Raw genomic sequence first — 18907 nt, forward strand, 5'->3', positions numbered from 1 at the left:
TGTCTAACTAAATAATACTATTCAGTCATGAAAAAAATAATATATGCTATTCTGACAACAATGCTTCTGGCAACAGGTTGTAGCGAATCCTGGTTAGATCCGGATCCATTATCTTTCTACTCTCCGGGAAATACCTTGATCGATAAAGAAGGAATGTTGAGTTCCGTTACGGCATGCGACCGTTTACTTCGGGAAGAGTTCGTAGGACAACATTCTCCCATACTGACCGCTATGATCTTTTCAGAGCAATGCGTTTTGGGAACGACTGATATCTCCGGTCCCGCCCAGAACCTGAATGAAAAGATCCTGCCGACAGCAAATAATAACTGGGACCAGACAAACCGTATGTACTGGTACTGGACCAACGATTATCTCGGCATACGTTACGCCAATACTGTAATAACCCGAATAGACGATGCGACATACGAATCCGAAAGCGAACGAAACAATATCCTGGGTATGGCATTATGGCACAGAGCCTTCCGCTACTACCGGCTTTGTATGTTATTCAATGATATTCCCGCCGTCTTCACGGAGGTGGAAACTCCCGTTACCAACTTATGTTCGGTGGAGCGCGATGGTATCCTGAAGAAGATCAAATCGGATATGGAATTTGCAGTTCAATGGGTTGCGGAAGATAATAGCAGAGGACGCATCTCCAAAGGAGCCTGCTATCATCTGCTAGCCAAAATCTGCCTGACCCTGGGAGATTTTGATGAAGCCATAAAAGCAACCAATGCCGTTATCGACGGAGGACGTTACAGTTTAATGACTAATCGTTTCGGCGTTGACGTTACCGACAACACCAAAAATGTACTTTGGGATCTGCACCGTCCGCTGAATAAAAACAGCACAGAGAACAAAGAAGTCCTACTGGCAACACTGGACCGGTATGAATACCAGACAGCAAAATCATCCCAAAAGACACTGGCTATGCGTAACTTTCTCCCGTTCTGGGCCAACACGACCAATCGTATCCAAACTCCCGACGGCAAACCGGGTATGTCCGACAAACGCCTGAAAGAGCCGGAACTGGATTATAATGGTATTTACGGACGAGGTATCGGACGTTGCCGCCTGACATGGTACAGCTCCAATGCCGTCTGGGACGACAGCAACGACCTGCGGCATACCCCCGGAAACTGGATGAAAATGACAGATCTTGTCTATAACAATCCGGACCTGAAAGGTACACCGTACTACCATCAGCCAATACGCTTGTGGAGCGACGACGGACAATTATTATGTATCGACACCTTGAGGAACTGGGGAGAATGGGCACATTACAAACTCTACATCGAGGATCCCGATGCCGCCACAGCAGCCCAGTACAACGGTGGCTATTCGGACATGTATATCATGCGCCTGGCAGAGACTTATCTATTACGTGCCGAAGCCTACCTCTGGAAAGACGATCCGGCTTCAGCAGCGCGTGACATCAATATCGTTCGTGCCCGTGCCGGTGCAGCACCGCTAAGTCCGGGAGAAGTAAATATGGAAACCTTACTGGACGAACGCACACGTGAACTTTTATATGAGGAAAACAGGAAAATAGAACTGACCCGTATTGCACTGTTGTATGCAAGAACCGGCAAATCAGATTACAAAGGTCGGAGCTATAGTATGTCTACATTGTCACAAAATAACTATTTTTACGACCGGATCATGGACAGAGGTAATTTCTACAATAAAGGAGTGAAGGCACTGAATGGCGCTGAATTTAAAATGAGCCTTATCATATCTGGTGGCCGGTACCACAGAATGATATCGACGGAAACTCATCCGGACGTATCAACCAAAATCCCGGATATACAGGTGCCGAACTAAACATAACTCCATTGGCAGAAGTTCCCGAATCCGGTTTATCTACCATGTAAACACATGACTAACAAATAAATATAAATATGAAAAATACATTCATTAAGTCTATACGCAGCTTGAAGACCATAGGTATACTCTTCCTGGCATTCTTCCTGCTATGTCCGTCTGTTTATTCATCGCCAAAGGCGATGAATAAACATGATTTTGCCATCAAAGGATTTCACATTGACCTCCGTTGCGAGGTAATGACAATGCCCGCCCTCAAGAACTTCGCGAAGGAACTGGCTGAATTCGGAATCAATACGATCATTATGGAATGGGAAGGTTCTTATCCTTATGATAAGCATGCCACCATCTCCAACAAATATGCCTATTCCCGCGAAGAGGTCCGGTCATTCGTCTCTTATTGTTCAACGCTCGGCATTGATGTCATTCCCCTGCAGAATTGCTTCGGACATGCCGAATACATTCTCCGCCACGACCGGTATGCTCATTTGAAAGAGGACAGGAAAGAAGTTTCCCAGGTTTGTCCCATGAAGATAGACGAATGCAAAGAAGTATTCACAGAAGTCTTCAAAGAAATGGCAGAGTTGCATCCCTCCCGTTATTTCCATATCGGAGGAGATGAAACTTATCTACTGGGCAGTTGTAAAGCCTGTGCAGAGAAAGTCAGGAAAGAAGGTAAATCGAAATTATTCGTCGATTACGTGAAAGCCATGTGCGAGATCGTTGAATCGATGGGTAAACAACCCGTCTTATGGGCGGATATTATCCTGAAATATCCGGAAGCATTGCATGAATTGCCCAAAGATATCATCTATGTGGATTGGAATTATGGATGGGATCGCGATCATTTCGGAAATATGGATAACCTGTTCAATGCCGGAGTCACCTTTTGGGGAGCACCTTCCATACGCAGCCATCCCGACAACATCTATCTGACCCAGTGGGAAAAGCATTTCAATAACCAAAAGACATTCATTCCTTACGCCCGTAAAGCTGATTATCAGGGAGTGGTTATGACATCCTGGTCCACATCGGGCACTTACGGATTCAGCTACGACACCAATTGGGAAGTCATCGGGATGTTTCCTGTCAGATATGTATATCCGCTTTCGGGCTTCCGCATATTAGTTGCCGCCTATGGAGAGTCCCTCAAAAATGAAGAACCGATCGACCCGCAAGCCTTCGTCGTGAAATATGGACAGGAACGTTTTGGCTTCACTCCGGAAGAAAGTAAACGAATGTGGCAGATATTAAAAAGTCCGCAGGAACGATCGTCAGAGGAAAAGACCCGAAAGGTACATCCGTGAAAGAGGTAAAAGCAGAAACCATCGCCCTACAAAAACAACTGGCTTCCCTAAAACCGAAGAATAACATACCAGAGTTTGAACATCTGCGCTTAATGTTCGACCTGCGCGTACAATACCTGACATTCAAAGAGATAGAAAACAGATACGAATCCAGTCGGTTTGAACGGAACCAGGCGGAAACATTTATCAAAGAGCTCGAACCTCTTATCATCGAGGCCCGAAAACTGGATAAACGTTTCCTTACCCTGAACAAAGGCTTTCTCCATGATGAAGAAATTGCGAGATAAACCGTACACGCAACAATAAACTGAACACGATGTACGAGACGCTGATTAAAATGACCCATTAAATCCTTTCTTATGGAACCAGAAGAGAAACTGACCAGACGCAACTTTTTATCCGGCGTAGCACTATCGGTTTAAGTAGTACGCTCGGTTCCGGTCTGCTATTTACCTCTTGCTCAGAAAAGGGGAAGCAGGTGCCGTTACACCCTGTCGAAGAACTCTATATACCCGAACTACCGGACAAAGCGATCGACGGGAAACCAATCAAGGCAGCTTTGATCGGATGCGGCGGAAGAGGCATAGGAGCAGCTTTCAACTTTCTCGATGCAGGAAACAACCTGTCTATCGTTGCACTGGCCGATCTCTTTCCGGATAAACTGGAAGCCGGGAGACAACGGCTGAAGGATGGGAAAAACGTCCGTATCCCGGATGAGATGTGCTTTACCGGTTTCGATGCCTATCGAAAAGTGTGTGAACTACCGATAGACCTTGTGCTGATCGCATCCCCCAACTGCTTCCATCCCGGGCACATGAAATATGCGATTGAAAAGGGAAAACACGTATTCGTTGAAAAACCGGCAGCCATCGATCCGGCAGGTTACCGTACGTTCGTAGCCGCGGCAAGACAAGCGGCGAACACAGGTATCAACATCCTGCCCGGTACGCAATACCATTTCGACCGGCCGTTTGTCGCCTCTTACCAAAAGGTACAGGAAGGACTTATCGGTTCTATTATATCGGGATACGCCTATTATCATACAGGACGTGACCAATATATCGTTCGTCGTCCGGAATGGACCGATATGGAATATATGATCCGCGGACATTTCAACTGGAACTGGGTGAACGGCGACCAGATCAGTAACATGCTGATCCACTGGATAGATGTTTTCAACTGGTTCACGCAACTCAAACCGGTTAATGTCATTGCCTATGGTTCCAGGATTCGTAAGAATATAGGCAATGTATACGACAATTTCAGCATGCACTTCGAATATGAAAACGGAGTAATGCTGGAAGGAATGGTCCGAAGGATAGACGGTTGTGACAATGGTGCCGGGATTGTCATTCAGGGGGAAAAAGGATCGTGGCATAGCAGCGACTTTTCCATCCGTAACAGAAACGGGGAAACAATCTGGAAATACGATCCGGAAGCTGCCAAGTCGAAATTCAAAGTACACGACATGTATACCCTTGAACACATCATGCTGGTCGATCATATCCGGAAAGGGACAGTGCTGAATATAGCCGAAACGGCTGCCACATCTGCCTTAACCGCCGTCATGGCACGGGAATCGGCCTATACAGGAAAAAGATACACATGGCAGCAAATTTCATCGTCTCCCCTGAACATGTTACCGGAACAAATGGCATTGGTCAACGTAGACTGAAACAATTCGGCGTACCTCTCCCCGGCACCGCGTTCATTGCGGATGATTGACTGGTCATCATAAGCATAGAACACCTGACATACTCTTGTCTGGTTGCCGGGAAAAGTTGTTGCCGACAGTGTCGGCAAAATTATCGACAGCGTCGTCAAAGCTTTCGACAGTGTCAGCAAAATTGCCGACACTGTCGATAACAAATTACCTGCCTGAAAAAACAAAGAAACTATTAATACTCTCCAGCCTCCCGCCTTTACTCAGCACAATGTTTCTCGCTACATACGACTCGTTCCCGGCCGTATCCGTGCAATACACCATATAAACCTAAATCCGGTGACGGATATATAGATATTTTGTTTCTGACATGAATCTGTAGATACTAAATATTGCCAATAAACAAGAATATCTTACTTTTGTGTGACAAATACAAAAGAGAAATGCAGATTATACCCAAAGCTAATACCCTACGGAAAAGTGTACTTTTATACCGGGGCATCCGTTATCGTAAAGGATACGGTGTTCATTCTCCGTTCGTCTTCAACCTGATAACAAAGGTAATAGAAGAACGCTGTTCCTATTATAGCTTTTATGATATAGAACTGATCCGGAAACAACTGCTTTTCCGCGACGATAGCATAACCTATCCGGACAGACAACAGAAAAGGAAGCTCCGCCACCGTACGATCGGGGAGATTGTGGAACGCGAGGCAATCAAGCCCAAGCACGGAGCCTTGCTTTTCCGCCTGACGAACTATTTCAAGTCGCAAAACATCCTTCAGCTGGGGCCGTCGATGGGGTTATCCACCCTCTATCTGACCTCCTACGCCCCCGGATTGAGGTGTATTGCCCTCGAGAATATCCCGGAGTTCGCGTCCATCGCCCGGATCGCCTTCGAGAATGCGGCACATAACCCGATCGACCTGCGCACGGGAAACTATAAAGAGCTGCTTCCCCGCGCACTCGAAGACATGGGGAAAGTCGATTTTGTATTTTTTAATACAATCTATGAACAACAGAACAACGTTTGGTTGTTTAATGAATGCAGTAAACATGTTCACGACGGTTCAGTCTTTGTTTTTGAGGGAATCAAAGCAAGCCGTAAGATGAGGGAGTTCTGGAAAGAGGTATGCGCCCATCCCGAGGTGACGGTTACGGTCGACCTCTATTCGATGGGGATCGTATTCTTTAATAAGAAATTACATAAACGCGACTATATAGTCTACTTCTGACGGTGATGCTGTAAGGGTGGTTCGCGAACCGCCCCTACCAACGACACTATATTAAGAATATTGAATAAAAAAAGAAGTATATGAAGAAAAGCCTTATTTATACCGGTGGCGGCGACAAGGGAAAGACCTCCCTTGTAGGAGGCCAACGGGTATCGAAAGCGCACCAGCGCATCGAGAGTTACGGAACCATCGATGAACTGAATTCATTCATCGGGTTGCTTATCACAGCCCTGGACGATCAGGCCGACATCGATTTCCTCTCTTTCATACAGCATAAACTGTTCACCATCGGTTCTTATCTGGCAACCGACCAGGAAACAACCGAACTGAAGATCGAGAGCAAGGTAACCCCCGAAAGCATCGCACATATCGAACGGGAGATCGACCGCCTGGACGGTGAGCTGCCGCAGATGAAAAACTTCATCCTGCCCGGCGGTACCCGTTCCGCTTCGCTGGCGCATGTCTGCCGTACCATCTGCCGCCGTGCAGAACGCCAGATATACCGTTTGGCCGAAACAAATCCCGTCGAAGAGCCTGTACTTATTTTCGTCAACAGATTGTCAGATTATCTGTTTGTTTTGGCCCGTAAGGAGTGTATTAGGAATAATGGTAAAGAAATTATTTGGGATTATACTTGCATCTAAGAAATATTGTTTTATTTTTGCGGAAAATTTGAGAACCTGACTGCCTCGGGTGGTTGTTAATACTAGATGACTATGTATTGGACATTAGAATTAGCTTCGAAGCTGGAAGACGCGCCCTGGCCTGCAACCAAGGATGAATTGATTGACTATGCACAACGTTCTGGTGCGCCGTTAGAAGTAATTGAGAATTTGCAGGAAATGGAAGATGAAGGTGAGATTTATGAATGCATGGAAGATATCTGGCCTGACTATCCAAGTAAAGAAGACTTCTTCTTCAACGAAGAGGAATATTGATGTGCTTTAAAATAAAGTATTGAAATAAAGGCGAGGTAGTGGGCTTGCAGAAGTCCCCTGCCTCGTTTGTTTTTTGCGGTCCATACAATTTATACCTGTTTGCCGCGTTATTGTAGGGGGTGAAACATCTTTCACCCCGTTAGTTATAGTTTAGATGAAGAGAGTCTTCCTGTTTATTATCGCATTGATTACCTGCACGATGAGCATGCGGGGGCAGATTGATATGCAGTTAAGCCAATACTTCCTGGGACTGGGGTATTACAACCCCGCCTATGCCGGAACGACGGGAGATCTGAATATGCTCGGGTTGTTCCGCCAACAGTGGATCGGCATGCCCGGAGCCAGTACCTCTTTCTTTGTTATCGCCGATATGCCCTTCAAATTAGGCAGTACGAACAATGGAGTCGGACTGGTTGTAAACACGGAAAGTATCGGATTATTCCAGTATACAAAAGTAGGGGCCCAGTATGCCTATAAGCAGAAATTATTCGGAGGGACATTAAGTATCGGGTTACAGGCAGGTATATTCAATGTCGGCTTTGACGGAACAAAAATATATATCCCGGCAGATAATGAATATCACACACCCGCAGAGTCAGATCCCGCTTTACCCACAACAGCTGTGCAGGCAATGGCGATCGACCTGAATGCAGGTATTTATTATTCCCACAAACATTTCTATGCCGGTTTCGGAGCTACCCACCTGACAGCGCCCGAAATGGCATTGGGTGAAACGACTAATTATTATATCCCTATGGGATTAAATTTAGTAGGCGGATACAATATTCAGCTCAGGAACCCGTTGTATGAATTACAGCCCTCTGTATTCCTGAAAACAGACATGCAGAGTTTCCAGGCGGACATTACCGCCCGAATGGTATATAATAAAATGTTTAACGGAGGTCTTTCCTGGCGTATAAACGAGTCGGTAGTAGTATTATTGGGAGCCACATTCGGCAGATTTCAGGTTGGATATGCTTACGATTTCCCTACCACGGCCATGTTAAAAGGGAGTTCCGGTAGCCACGAAGTGTTGGTGCGCTACCAGTTGAAGTTGAAGAAGACAAAAACAGGAAAGAACAGACACAAAAGTGTACGTATATTATAGTATATGAAAAAAGTATTATTAGTACTTATGGCAGTAGCCTTGCTTACCTCATGTGGTAAATCCCTTTCCGGAGCGGGAGGAGAAGTTACCGGGGTAAGATCTGTGGCTTTTAACGAACCGTCGCCCTACGGCATGGTTCTGATCAAAAGAGGTTCGTTCGAAATGGGACCTGCAGACAAAGACTCCTTATGGGGAATCAACCCTGAAACAAAGGGAGTTTCGTTTGATGCGTTCTGGATGGACGAAACGGAAATAACCAACGCCAAATACCGCCAGTTCGTCTACTGGGTGCGCGACTCCATTATCCGCGAACGCCTGGCCGACCCGGCTTACGGTGGCAACGACCTGTTTAAGATCACGGAAGACCGTTACGGCGAACCCGTCACCCCGCATCTGGACTGGAGCCGTCCGATTCCCTGGAAACGCGCGAACGAAGATGAGTTGCGTGCCATCGAAAGCGTTTATTACGTACACCCCATCACCGGCGAAAAACGTCTGGATGAAAAGCAGATGGTCTACAAATACGAATGGTATGACTACACCGGTGCCGCCCTTCGCAAGAACCGCCTGGATCCGGGCGAACGCGTACGTAACACCGATATGCAGGTCGATATGAACGAGGTCGTTATGATCTCCAAGGACACCGCCTATATCGACGACGACGGCAACATCATCAACGAAACCCTCACCCGTCCGCTCAGCGGTCCGTGGGATTTCCTTCATACCCGCATCGTAAACGTTTATCCGGATGAAACCTGCTGGGTGAACGACTTTAATAATGCTTACAACGAGCCATACATGCGTATGTACTTCCAGCACCCGGGATATGACGATTATCCTGTCGTAGGTGTCTCCTGGGAACAGGCTACCGCATTCTGCGTATGGCGTACCGATATGTTCAAACAATCGTTGAACTTCCCGGCCGGACAAGCCATCGAGCCGTTCCGCCTGCCGACAGAAGGCGAATGGGAATATGCCGCCCGCTCCGGAAAGAACGAAAACAAATACCCCTGGTCGTCCGACGAACTTCAGAACGCCAAAGGTTGCTTCATGGCAAACTTCAAACCCGGAAAAGGAAATTATACCGAAGACGGTCACCTGATTCCATCCCGCGTAGGCTCTTTCGCCCCGAACCAGTTCGGTTTATATGACATGGCGGGTAACGTGGCAGAATGGACTTCTACCATGTATTCCGAATCGGGCCCGAGCCAGATGAGCGATATGAACCCCGACCTGCGTTACAATGCAGCCAAGGAAGACCCGTATGCGATGAAGAAGAAAGTCGTACGCGGCGGTTCATGGAAAGACGTGGCACAATTTATCCGTTCGGATATGCGTACCTTCGAATACCAGAACGAAACCCGTTCCTATATCGGTTTCCGTTGCGCACGTACACAGATCGGTTTCTCCCGTTCAAAAGGTAAAAAATAATATAAGAAACATACAACATTATGGGAAAATATAGAAGATATAAAAACAGAATTGAAATGTTCCTTTCCAGCGACATGGGAAAGAGAGTACTGAACTTCTGTTACAGCTGGGGAGCATCTATCGTAATCATAGGTGCCATGTTCAAGTTGCTTCACCTGCCGTATGGTAACCAGATCCTGTTTATCGCCATGACGGTGGAAGCGTTGGTATTCTTTATCTCCGCTTTTGAGCACCCTTCAAACGAATACCATTGGGAAGAAGTATTCCCCGTACTGAAATCGAAGAACCCGATGGACCGTCCCGACTTTGCCGGCACAGGTATGTCCAACCTGATCAACTCATCGGATAATATGGATGACGACAATACCTCAGGCGGCATAAACATCAATGTAGGCAACGGCAGAAAAGCAAATGTCGCAAACAACCTGGGCGGAACCTCCGTACTGAGCAACCTCGATGTCAGCGAAGAAGATACAAAGAACCTGTCGGAAAGCATCAAGAAACTGAGCGGCGCTGCCGAACAGATCTCCAAGATGGCGGAACTGACCGAAGCTACCCAGAAATACCTGGAACAGCTATCCGGCATGTCCGAAAATATGGAACGTTTCAGCCACGTCACCAACTCGCTGACCAACGTATCCGACACATTGCTTAACTCTTATAAGAGCATCACAGACAACTCGGACGGTATCAACCAGAACTCACGCGGCTACGTGCAGCAGATGGAAATGTTGAACCGCAACATCTCCGGTTTGAATACTATCTACGAAATACAGTTAAAGAGTATCAGTTCGCAGATCGAATCGATCGAACATATCAACGGCGGCCTGAACCGCATCCGCGAGATGTACGACGGTTCGGTAACCGACAGCTCGGTCTTCCGCAACGAAACGGAAAAGATGACCCGCCAGCTGGCCGAACTGAACCAGGTATACAGCCGTTTGCTACAGGCAATGACGGTCAATATGGGTCCGGCAACCGCTTACCAGCAGCCTGCCCCCCAGCCGCAACAGCCCAATTACCAGCAACAGCAGCCTAACTATCAGCAGTCCTACCAGCAACAACCGTACGGCTACCAGCAGCAGGCTCCGTATACAAACAATCCCGGACAGCAATCCGGCAGATAATAAACAAACGAAACTGAAAGAAGATGTCCGGAATAGCAAATAATCCCAACTCGCCCCGTCAGAAGATGATCAACCTGATGTATCTGGTGTTCATCGCAATGATGGCATTGAATGTGTCATCGGAGGTTCTCGACGGTTTCGAGCTAGTGGAAGACAGTTTACGCACCTCCATCAGCAACTCGGCTCACCGAAACGAGATCGTGGCAGGCGAACTGGATACCTACTACCAACCAACCCCGAAAAGGTGAAGGAATGGTACGACAAGGGTAAACAGGTAAAGTCCGCTTCCGACAGCCTGTACAACTACGTGCAGGACCTGAAGCAACGTATCGCGGTAATTGCCGACGGAAAAGATGCCAACGTAAACAAGATAGAGCATAAAGACGACCTCGAAGCCGCTTCACGCATCATGCTGGGCCCGGTTACCGGAGAAGGAAAGAAGTTGCGCGAAGCCATCGACGCTTACCGCGTGATGATGGGCGAAATGGTACAGGACAGTGCCAAGACCCGCATCCTGGAAGCAAGCCTGAGCACTACACCGCCTCACAAGGCTGGGATCAATACCCGCACCTGGGAAGAAGCGTTGTTTGAAAATATGCCGGTTGCCGCAGCCGTAACATTACTGACGAAACTGCAAAGCGATATCCGCTACGCAGAAGGCGAAGTGCTGAACAACCTGTTGAACAGTGTCGACGTAGGCGACTATCGCGTGAATCAGATGACCGCACAGGTCATACCGGAGAGCCAGATCGTCATGCGCGGAAGCCAGTACAAGGCGAACATCGTCCTGTCTGCCGTCGATTCAACCAAACGTCCGGCCGTATTTGTAAACGGCAAGCAGTTGCCGGAAGACAGCCACGGACAGTTCACCGCCATAGCCGGTGCCCCGGGTACTTACCCGATTAAAGGGTACATCGAGATGCCCAATAACGACGGCACCACCATGCGTCAGAACTTCGAAAGCGAATACTTCGTAACAGAACCGAGTGCAACCGTAGCCCCGTTACTGATGAACGTATTATATGCCGGAATCGCCAACGAGATGCGTATCGCCGTACCGGGCGTACCGAGCGGGAACGTAACGGCCACCATGACAAACGGAACCCTGACACGCAAAGGCGATATCTGGGAGGCCCGTCCGTCGAAGGTAGGTACCGATGCTGTTATATCCGTAAATGCCCGCATGGCCGACGGCCGCAGCGTGGAAATGGCAAAGAATACCTTCCGCGTACGTGCCCTGCCCGACCCGATGCCTTACATCGAGTATAAGGACCAGAACGGCAATATGCGCAAGTTCCGCGGCGGAAACATGACCAAACGGAATCTGATCGAAACGGAAGTGCTCCAGGCAGCTATCGACGATGAAATATTGAATATAAAGTTTGACGTACTACGTTTCGAACTGTTGTTCTTTGACTCCATGGGAAATGCAATACCTGAAGTTTCTCAGGGTCCCCGGTTCTCGGACAACCAGAAAGACAGGATACGTCGTCTGACAAGAGGAAAACGCTTTTTCATCAGAGGTGTAGTAGCCAAAGGACCTGACGGCCTGGAACGTACTCTCACCCCGATCGAAGTCATTGTAAATTAGTAGGGGCGGTTCGCGAACGTCCTCATAACAAATATAAAATATGAAACGTTTTTATTACATACTGGCAATTGCAAGCGCCCTGTTCTTCACAGCTACCTCCATACAGGCACAGGAAGAAACAGGAAACACCCAGCAACGGGCAAGAAGAAGCCCGCAGGCCACCCGCGGAGAACGGGCTAATGATAAGAAAGACACCGGTATACCCGAACTGACCGTGCGGGCACAGGATATGAACGAGCGTATGACACAGGAAGTGGGCAACGCCCGCTGGATGCGTGTCATGTACCGACAGATAGACCTGATGAAAGAGAAGAATGCTCCTCTGTATTATCCGGTCACCCCGATGAACGGACAGATGAACCTTTTCTCCATCATCTTCAGTCTGATCAGCGAAGGTAAAATAGACGCATACCAGTATGAAGACGGTTACGAAGATTTCAGCGACAACAGCAAGATCAACCTGAAAGACATGCTCGACCGCTTTGGCATCTATTATGAGGAAGTACCCGGACAGGGTAACCAGGGAACCACTTTCGTAATCAACGAAAGCGATATTCCATCCGAAACCGTCCGCTCCTATTATGTAAAGGAAGCCTGGTATTTCGACCAAAATAACTCCGTATTCGATGTAAAGACACTGGCCATCTGCCCGATCATGACCACTTCAGGTGATGTCGGCGAGTTAACCATGCCCATGTTCTGGATTCCTTACGAAAGTATCCGCCCGTATATCAATACGGCATTTATCATGACATCGAACATCAACAATGCCATGACCTTCACGCTCGACGACTATTTCCGCCGCCGTATGTTCGAAGGCGAGATCTACAAGACACAGAACCTGATGAACCAGCCGTTGATGGCTTACTGCCCGACTCCCGATTCCATCAAGAAGGAACAGGAGCGCATCGAAGGCCAGTTGGTTGCCTTTGAGAAGTCTCTCTGGTTCCAGCCTGACACAACCCAGGTAGAAGATCCGAAAACAGCTAAAAAGGCTAAAAAAGCCTCTGCCCGCGGACAAAACGGAGCCACTACCGAAAAGGCAGTCAAAGAAAAGACAGTAAAGACAAAAGCTCCGAAAGCCGAGAAATCCTCTCCCGTTCGCAGCGTACGTCGCAGAAGATAAAATAAAGGATATAAAAGATAATGCCTGGTAAATAACCGGTAAATAAGAGGAAAACAGTGAATAGCCAGGTTGTTCACTGTTTTTCTTTACAAGGAATACAACAGCCTGAAAATCATCCGCCGCGAAAACACCGTAACTAATACAACGACAAATCCGACATTCTCCGTTTCCGGTCCTTTCAAATATTAACTAAATACTTATCTCTTATTCCACTAATAACTATTACCTTTGTATCAGAGTGAACTTTATTTTATTAATGCGTAGACCCAAATACGCAAAAACAGAAGTATGTTATTCCTGTTTAGCTTGCATTCGGAACTTCGGTTCCTGTCGTTGTAACCCCCTTTGATTAGAAATGCAAACAAAAGGAAAGGCATATTTGTTTATTATAAAAAGTATGGTGAAGGGATACATATTATATATATTCGGATTATTGTCCTTATTATTTCAGGGATGTACAACCGGAGAAGAGTTGAAAGATAATTCACCTCCCTTGGGAAACAAAATCCAATTTGAACTTTTCACGAAATCCGTTTCCTACGGATTACCCGTAACCCGTGCAGCTGCAAACGAAAATGCACTCGATCAAACTCCGTGGGTATTGGTATTTACCGGCACTAACGGTAATGCGACATTCGCAGAGGCTGCCCAGGCGGAATATAACAACGGCAAATCATACGTTTTCCTGGATATACAGACAGGTCCCTGCCAGTTATTGATACTGGCTAACCCACAAGATAAGTTTTATATCGGGAACACGGCCTACGATTACAGCGAGGCAGGATTTAATGCGGCATTGAAAAGCCCTACCGTCCGCACCCTTCAATATGCCAGCGAAAATATATTGACGGAACCGCTGGCTGATCCGCAAACCAGTGCACCTTTCGTGGGTGAGAAACTCAGCATGAACACTCTTGTCAGTGTATCCGCCATCAACGCAACGACAAGGATACCGACTGCCGAGTTGAAGCGTGTTGCAGCTAAAGTCGTTGTGTCGAGTACAGCCGCTGAGTTTACACTGCAAGGCATCACAGCCGTCGTCAATACACCGAAACATTCGAGAGTGTATAACTGGAACAGTTTGCTCACTTATTCTAACACAAGCCTGATAGAATACCGCAGCAACGCGTCTTACAGTCCCGACTTCATACAAGCCGCATCGAACAGTACGGCAAACGACCCGGTTTACCTGTATGAATCGGCCTATAATGAAACCAATAACGATACCTACCTGATCATCAGGGGGACGTATAGGAACCGTGAGTCTTATTACAAGATGGGCCTGGTGGCTAACGGCGCACAGCTCGATGTGGAACGCAATTACTCATACGAGTTTACCATTACTTCTGTGGATGGATACGGATATGCGACGGTGGCGGATGCAAAGAAATCAATCGCCTCGAATACAAGCCTGAATTATCAGGTTCTTATACAGGACAACTCCGGGTATGAGATACAGGCGAATAATGATTATTATCTCGGCGTAACCAACTCGCATTACGAACTATATGCACCGCAAAACAATACGACCGAATATGTGGCATTTACGCTGGTGACTGACTGCAAAACGCCTTTCCCCGATAAAAGAATTATAAGGTCACTGACTACGGGTATGGAGATCACCGCCCCGTCGGACGGCTGATCCCTCTTTCAAGTACTGCCCCGTATAATGTCAAGATAAAAGTCGCAAACAATTTTACCGCAGGCGAGATCGAAGTGCATCTAGGAAGCCTTCAAAAGATCATAACCGTCCGACGCCAAACACCGGTAAGTACCGGAACCGTGATCGGCAACTTTATTCCGGATGCCGGCAAATACATCTCGGCCTATATCGAAAATTATCCGATGCTCGACAGCAGTACGCCCAATCCGAGCAATTGGCTTCAACTTTCACCCGGAGGGGAAGCGGTCCGTAATGATCCGCACCGCATCACGGTCGACAATGGATTGATCGATCTGCATGTCAATGGAAGCGGCGAAGGCGATGCGTATGTATCGATGAGTAAAAACAACGTGGAACAACGAATAAAAGTACATATTACTACATTATAAGACACGATGTACTTGATGAATATATAGCTTACACTTTAGTTTTTAGTTTTAATTATGATTATAAATACACTGATGAATAAAAACATACATTTCTTATTACTGCTTTTCTGCTGTCTCGTCTCCTTTGTGTCCTGCACAGACGAGACACCTCAAAAGCAGACAAGCGGAGTAGCACATTTGTATATCAAAGGTGGTACCCTTTACGATTCCAATTACCCATCCAATGCGGAACTCGACGACAAGATCGTAACCCTTCGTATCCTGGGGTTCGACGCAATGGGAATGTGTGTCAGCAACAAACGATACGAAGCGAAAAAAGGCGATATCATCAAGCATGAGATCCAGAAAGGTACTTACGATTTTGTATTCCTCGCCAACGAACCGTATCCGGAGAATACATCACCGTTAAACGGGATATCATTCTATTCCGACCTTCAAAGCATCTCGTACCCCGCATCGGCAGTCAACTCTTCGGACGAGATCCCGATGAGTCAGGAAATAAAAGACGTTGAAGTGCTCGGCAACGAGGGTAAATCGAAGATAGGCGATGTTATATATGATCCGCTGACATTGGGTCTCAGCCGGCTCGCCACCCGTATCGATATCCAGCTGGAATCCAACGAAGACCTGACAGCCGATTTCAAAGGCGTAACATTCGAAAAGATCCCTGCTCAAGTACCGTTACTATCCGGCGAGAATACCTCCGTTGCCAGAGACATCACCCGGCAATTCACCGTGGGGCAAGATTATTTTCAACAGATAGCACCCACCACTGAACAGACAGCAAGGGGAGTGATATGGGTTCAGCAAATGACCCGTTTCATCCTCCCTTTCAGTAATTTCACGCCGACAGATGAAGGAGATAAGGCTGTGATATTTACCGTTAATTTAGAAAACCAGTACAACCCCTCCGCCAAGCTGAAAATACACACAGCAGGAGTCGACGGAGCGGAAAAAGATAATTATACCCTTCCCCGCGATGCGGCACTATTGGTAAAAGCATCGGTTACACTCCCGTTCGAACTGAATATATCAGTCTCCAACTGGGGAGAAAAAAAGGGTGACTGGCAGGTACAGGACCGCTATCTAAACGTTTCGCAGATAGAAGCCGACATAACCGATTTCAACGGGGCACGGATCACCTTCTCTTCCAATCTGACGAAGGTACACGTATTGCCTAACGTGTATATCGGCACTTCCGGTACGGCAACCAGGTTGACAGATGAAACATTCAACGACCTCCCGCTCAAAGATGGAGATACCAATAGTTATGAGAATCATATAGAATACAAAACCTCCCGTTTTGCGTACACCTACGGTAAGAACTCGAAGGAAGGATTCGGTTATATGGATATTTTGCTCGACGAATATAACCAGATAGGCGAGCAGACATTCCGCCTGATCCTTTCGGCAGAAGATCAATATGGAGGCAAGCTGCAACGGGAAATTACCGTCCGGACAAAACAGATGGGCTTCCGCTTTAGCCACATGAGTTTTGATAGTCCCTATGTAGGCGCATTCTTCCGCGACGCCGAAACCGGCGAACGGATTATTACCGGACAAAAAGCAAGGATGGGAAGCAGCAGCGAACTGGCAAAATGGACTGCATGGGTAGAAAACGGAGAGGATCAGGTGATCATAAGCACCACCCCCAGTTTCGATCCGAATGTCGGAACCGACTCGCCCGGTGATCCTGAAAAATATCCTGTTGTCCCTAATGAGTATAAATATGAAGGAGGTACATATATAACAGGAAGAGGCCGGGTTTATTTCCGGGTAGGCTGGAAGACGGCGAACAACTCGGAAGCTTCCGGACAAGATAACCTGAAGAAACCCAGATATGCCACTATATATCTTGAACACGACGTCTCCTGGGGAAAAACGGCAGATATTATTTACGTCAGACAGGGAGAAGCCGACGATTATGTGATGCGTCCGGAAGACAATATCGGACAAGGTCCTTTAGCCGACAAAAGCCGTAGCCGGGCAAAAAAAGTATCCAACTTTAATCTGACGGCTGAACTATTCCTGAATGAAAGTAACAAAACGAACCGATATTCCGACCTTTCGAAAAAAGGAGCCAAGTTCGTAAAATACCCATCACAGGCCGGTGCTTTATTTCAATGGGCTTCGCCCACGTTCCCCCGCCGGGCCTACAATCCGGCATACCCAAGTACGAATAACCTGGGAACTGACTGGAGCGAAATAGAGTATCCACGTCCCATTTGGGATAACGTATCGGGAGAAGATATTACAGGGAATATAAAAGAGGATTTCGAACTGTGCCCGCCCGGCTACCATCTTCCGTCGGACGGATATACCGACCAGGTGAGTTACAACGGCAAATATCCCAACTTCAAGCGGGTTGACGGATCCAACAATTACGATTGCGACTACGAGGGAAATGCTGCAACACCGTTCGATCATAAAGCTCAAATAGAATATTCGGAATGGCGTCAATCAATGTGGCTAAATCCTATAGAAGGAGATATCGGTAGTTGGACAGGCTCCCTTCGCTTATATCCGGACAGGATAGTAGAACGTTATATTACCTCTCCTGACTATTCCGGGAATGTGGATGACAATAATCTGAAGCAACGCATTGGTTTCTACGCCGACGGCTACTTCGACCGGCGCCCGATCCGGTATCAGCCAGACGGAAGTTCAGCCACAACGCGTTATGCCGTTTCGCCGGAAACGGCACAGGCCGCCTATAGAGGATCTCTCATTTTTAATCCGAATAACAAGGCTTCCGTCTTCCTACCGGCAGCAGGACGAAGAAGCCCTAATTACGAATTAGGAAAGTTGTACTACCCCGGAGAAACAGGGTACTACTGGACTTCTTCGGCCTCTGCAGAGTTTCAGAATACCGAAAACAGCAATGCCTGGACGCAGGAATATAACAGTTGGAGGCCCGGTAGTATATCTACCCCGTCACTGAATGCCTCTTCCATCCGCTGTGTCAGGGATTAAGCGATACTCCAATCATTTTCACCAAACAGCTTCCTGCTGCATATAGCAGCAGGGAGTATCCGGCGGTAATCGCTAGTTGCTGCCGGTAACATTGCCGGAGTTTTTCCCCGGATCGTTTTCGTACCCCGAGAGTGTCAACAGGGCCCCGATCGAGGCCAGGACGATTTCTGTACGGTCCGCCCACAAAGCCGTCATCCCCAGTATCACCAGGTAACACACGAGCCACTTCCGGCTGATTACCCGGCGTAACCACTTTCTCTTTCTTCTCATCTCTCTCCTTCTTTTTCAGGTTCAACAAAAAGCCCAGCAGGGCTCTGATAAATTGCAGGATTTGTCTTAATTTATTCATTGTCGTAAATGTTTATGTTCAGTTATTATCAGAATTGAACTATCCTGTCATCAACCTCACTTGACTATTACAGGTCTATTTGCCGTCTGCTTTAGCTGACGGACTAGTAAAGAATCTATCTCTTTGGACTTTAGTCCCATTTCTTAAAGCTTTCTATCTGAGAGAAATGTGGCTAAAGCC

15 protein-coding genes and 1 pseudogene are annotated in these 18907 nt (G+C 47.3%); 15 read left to right on the forward strand and 1 reads right to left on the reverse strand.

Going from position 1 to position 18907, the window contains the following annotated elements; all coding sequences use genetic code 11:
• The first annotated feature begins 27 nt into the window (after nucleotides 1-27).
• From DXA15_RS01110 to DXA15_RS01175, 15 genes and pseudogenes are all read left to right on the forward strand, one after another.
• Entirely contained in the window at nucleotides 28-1827 is a 1800-nt protein-coding gene (locus DXA15_RS01110; RefSeq protein ID WP_233566633.1) for a RagB/SusD family nutrient uptake outer membrane protein, read from the forward strand.
• 77 nt (nucleotides 1828-1904) lie between these two features.
• Nucleotides 1905-3134, forward strand: a complete 1230-nt coding sequence (locus DXA15_RS01115) for a family 20 glycosylhydrolase (protein ID WP_233566634.1) — start codon at nucleotides 1905-1907, stop codon at nucleotides 3132-3134.
• A complete protein-coding gene (locus tag DXA15_RS25745; protein ID WP_233566636.1) occupies nucleotides 3068-3421 on the forward strand; it encodes a hypothetical protein in 354 nt (117 codons plus the stop codon). The genes DXA15_RS01115 and DXA15_RS25745 overlap by 67 nt, the downstream gene beginning before the upstream one ends.
• Nucleotides 3422-3612: 191 nt before the next feature.
• Nucleotides 3613-4809 carry a Gfo/Idh/MocA family protein gene (locus DXA15_RS01120; protein ID WP_158579628.1) on the forward strand — a complete coding sequence of 399 codons (1197 nt, stop codon included), beginning with the start codon at nucleotides 3613-3615 and terminating at the stop codon, nucleotides 4807-4809.
• 431 nt (nucleotides 4810-5240) lie between these two features.
• The gene (locus DXA15_RS01125; protein ID WP_046145991.1) at nucleotides 5241-6032 is read left to right on the forward strand and encodes an O-methyltransferase; all 792 of its coding nucleotides are present in this window, start codon (nucleotides 5241-5243) and stop codon (nucleotides 6030-6032) included.
• Nucleotides 6033-6112: 80 nt separating this feature from the next.
• Nucleotides 6113-6676, forward strand: coding sequence for a cob(I)yrinic acid a,c-diamide adenosyltransferase (locus DXA15_RS01130; RefSeq protein ID WP_128132851.1), 564 nt, complete (start codon nucleotides 6113-6115; stop codon nucleotides 6674-6676).
• Between the two features lie 72 nt (nucleotides 6677-6748).
• Nucleotides 6749-6970, forward strand: a complete 222-nt coding sequence (locus DXA15_RS01135; RefSeq protein WP_005633363.1) for a DUF2795 domain-containing protein — start codon at nucleotides 6749-6751, stop codon at nucleotides 6968-6970.
• Nucleotides 6971-7124: 154 nt separating this feature from the next.
• Nucleotides 7125-8078: a type IX secretion system membrane protein PorP/SprF gene (locus tag DXA15_RS01140; protein WP_128132852.1), complete on the forward strand. Its 954-nt coding sequence runs from the start codon at nucleotides 7125-7127 to the stop codon at nucleotides 8076-8078.
• Nucleotides 8079-8081: 3 nt separating this feature from the next.
• A complete protein-coding gene (locus DXA15_RS01145) occupies nucleotides 8082-9509 on the forward strand; it encodes an SUMF1/EgtB/PvdO family nonheme iron enzyme (protein ID WP_128132853.1) in 1428 nt (475 codons plus the stop codon).
• Nucleotides 9510-9529: 20 nt separating this feature from the next.
• Nucleotides 9530-10636: a gliding motility protein GldL gene (gene gldL, locus DXA15_RS01150; RefSeq protein WP_233566638.1), complete on the forward strand. Its 1107-nt coding sequence runs from the start codon at nucleotides 9530-9532 to the stop codon at nucleotides 10634-10636.
• Between the two features lie 23 nt (nucleotides 10637-10659).
• Nucleotides 10660-12227 (forward strand): annotated as a pseudogene (gene gldM / locus DXA15_RS01155) (gliding motility protein GldM).
• Nucleotides 12228-12267: 40 nt separating this feature from the next.
• On the forward strand, nucleotides 12268-13353 hold the full coding sequence (gldN, locus tag DXA15_RS01160; protein WP_128132854.1) for a gliding motility protein GldN: 1086 nt from the start codon (nucleotides 12268-12270) through the stop codon (nucleotides 13351-13353).
• 397 nt (nucleotides 13354-13750) lie between these two features.
• Nucleotides 13751-14995: a hypothetical protein gene (locus DXA15_RS01165; RefSeq protein WP_128132855.1), complete on the forward strand. Its 1245-nt coding sequence runs from the start codon at nucleotides 13751-13753 to the stop codon at nucleotides 14993-14995.
• Nucleotides 14996-15135: 140 nt separating this feature from the next.
• Entirely contained in the window at nucleotides 15136-15405 is a 270-nt protein-coding gene (locus DXA15_RS01170; RefSeq protein WP_128132856.1) for a hypothetical protein, read from the forward strand.
• A 72-nt stretch (nucleotides 15406-15477) separates the two neighbouring features.
• On the forward strand, nucleotides 15478-18378 hold the full coding sequence (locus DXA15_RS01175; protein WP_128132857.1) for a FimB/Mfa2 family fimbrial subunit: 2901 nt from the start codon (nucleotides 15478-15480) through the stop codon (nucleotides 18376-18378).
• A gap of 72 nt (nucleotides 18379-18450) precedes the next feature.
• Here DXA15_RS01175 and DXA15_RS25420 read toward each other — a convergent pair whose 3' ends face one another.
• Nucleotides 18451-18648, reverse strand: a complete 198-nt coding sequence (locus tag DXA15_RS25420; RefSeq protein WP_199676175.1) for a hypothetical protein — start codon at nucleotides 18646-18648, stop codon at nucleotides 18451-18453.
• Nucleotides 18649-18907 lie beyond the last annotated feature (259 nt).

This window comes from Parabacteroides sp. AM58-2XD, from assembly GCF_003463685.1.
GTDB lineage: Bacteria > Bacteroidota > Bacteroidia > Bacteroidales > Tannerellaceae > Parabacteroides > Parabacteroides segnis.

Bases quoted from the DNA above. Each gene is read 5' to 3' on its own strand.
- DXA15_RS01110 (WP_233566633.1), top strand. From the start codon at position 28: ATGAAAAAAATAATATATGCTATTCTGACAACAATGCTTCTGGCAACA.
- DXA15_RS01115 (WP_233566634.1), top strand. From the start codon at position 1,905: ATGAAAAATACATTCATTAAGTCTATACGCAGCTTGAAGACCATAGGT.
- DXA15_RS01125 (WP_046145991.1), top strand. From the start codon at position 5,241: ATGCAGATTATACCCAAAGCTAATACCCTACGGAAAAGTGTACTTTTA.
- DXA15_RS01130 (WP_128132851.1), top strand. From the start codon at position 6,113: ATGAAGAAAAGCCTTATTTATACCGGTGGCGGCGACAAGGGAAAGACC.
- DXA15_RS01135 (WP_005633363.1), top strand. From the start codon at position 6,749: ATGTATTGGACATTAGAATTAGCTTCGAAGCTGGAAGACGCGCCCTGG.
- DXA15_RS01140 (WP_128132852.1), top strand. From the start codon at position 7,125: ATGAAGAGAGTCTTCCTGTTTATTATCGCATTGATTACCTGCACGATG.
- DXA15_RS01145 (WP_128132853.1), top strand. From the start codon at position 8,082: ATGAAAAAAGTATTATTAGTACTTATGGCAGTAGCCTTGCTTACCTCA.
- gldL (WP_233566638.1), top strand. From the start codon at position 9,530: ATGGGAAAATATAGAAGATATAAAAACAGAATTGAAATGTTCCTTTCC.
- gldN (WP_128132854.1), top strand. From the start codon at position 12,268: ATGAAACGTTTTTATTACATACTGGCAATTGCAAGCGCCCTGTTCTTC.
- DXA15_RS01165 (WP_128132855.1), top strand. From the start codon at position 13,751: ATGGTGAAGGGATACATATTATATATATTCGGATTATTGTCCTTATTA.
- DXA15_RS01175 (WP_128132857.1), top strand. From the start codon at position 15,478: ATGAATAAAAACATACATTTCTTATTACTGCTTTTCTGCTGTCTCGTC.
- DXA15_RS25420 (WP_199676175.1), bottom strand. From the start codon at position 18,648: ATGAGAAGAAAGAGAAAGTGGTTACGCCGGGTAATCAGCCGGAAGTGG.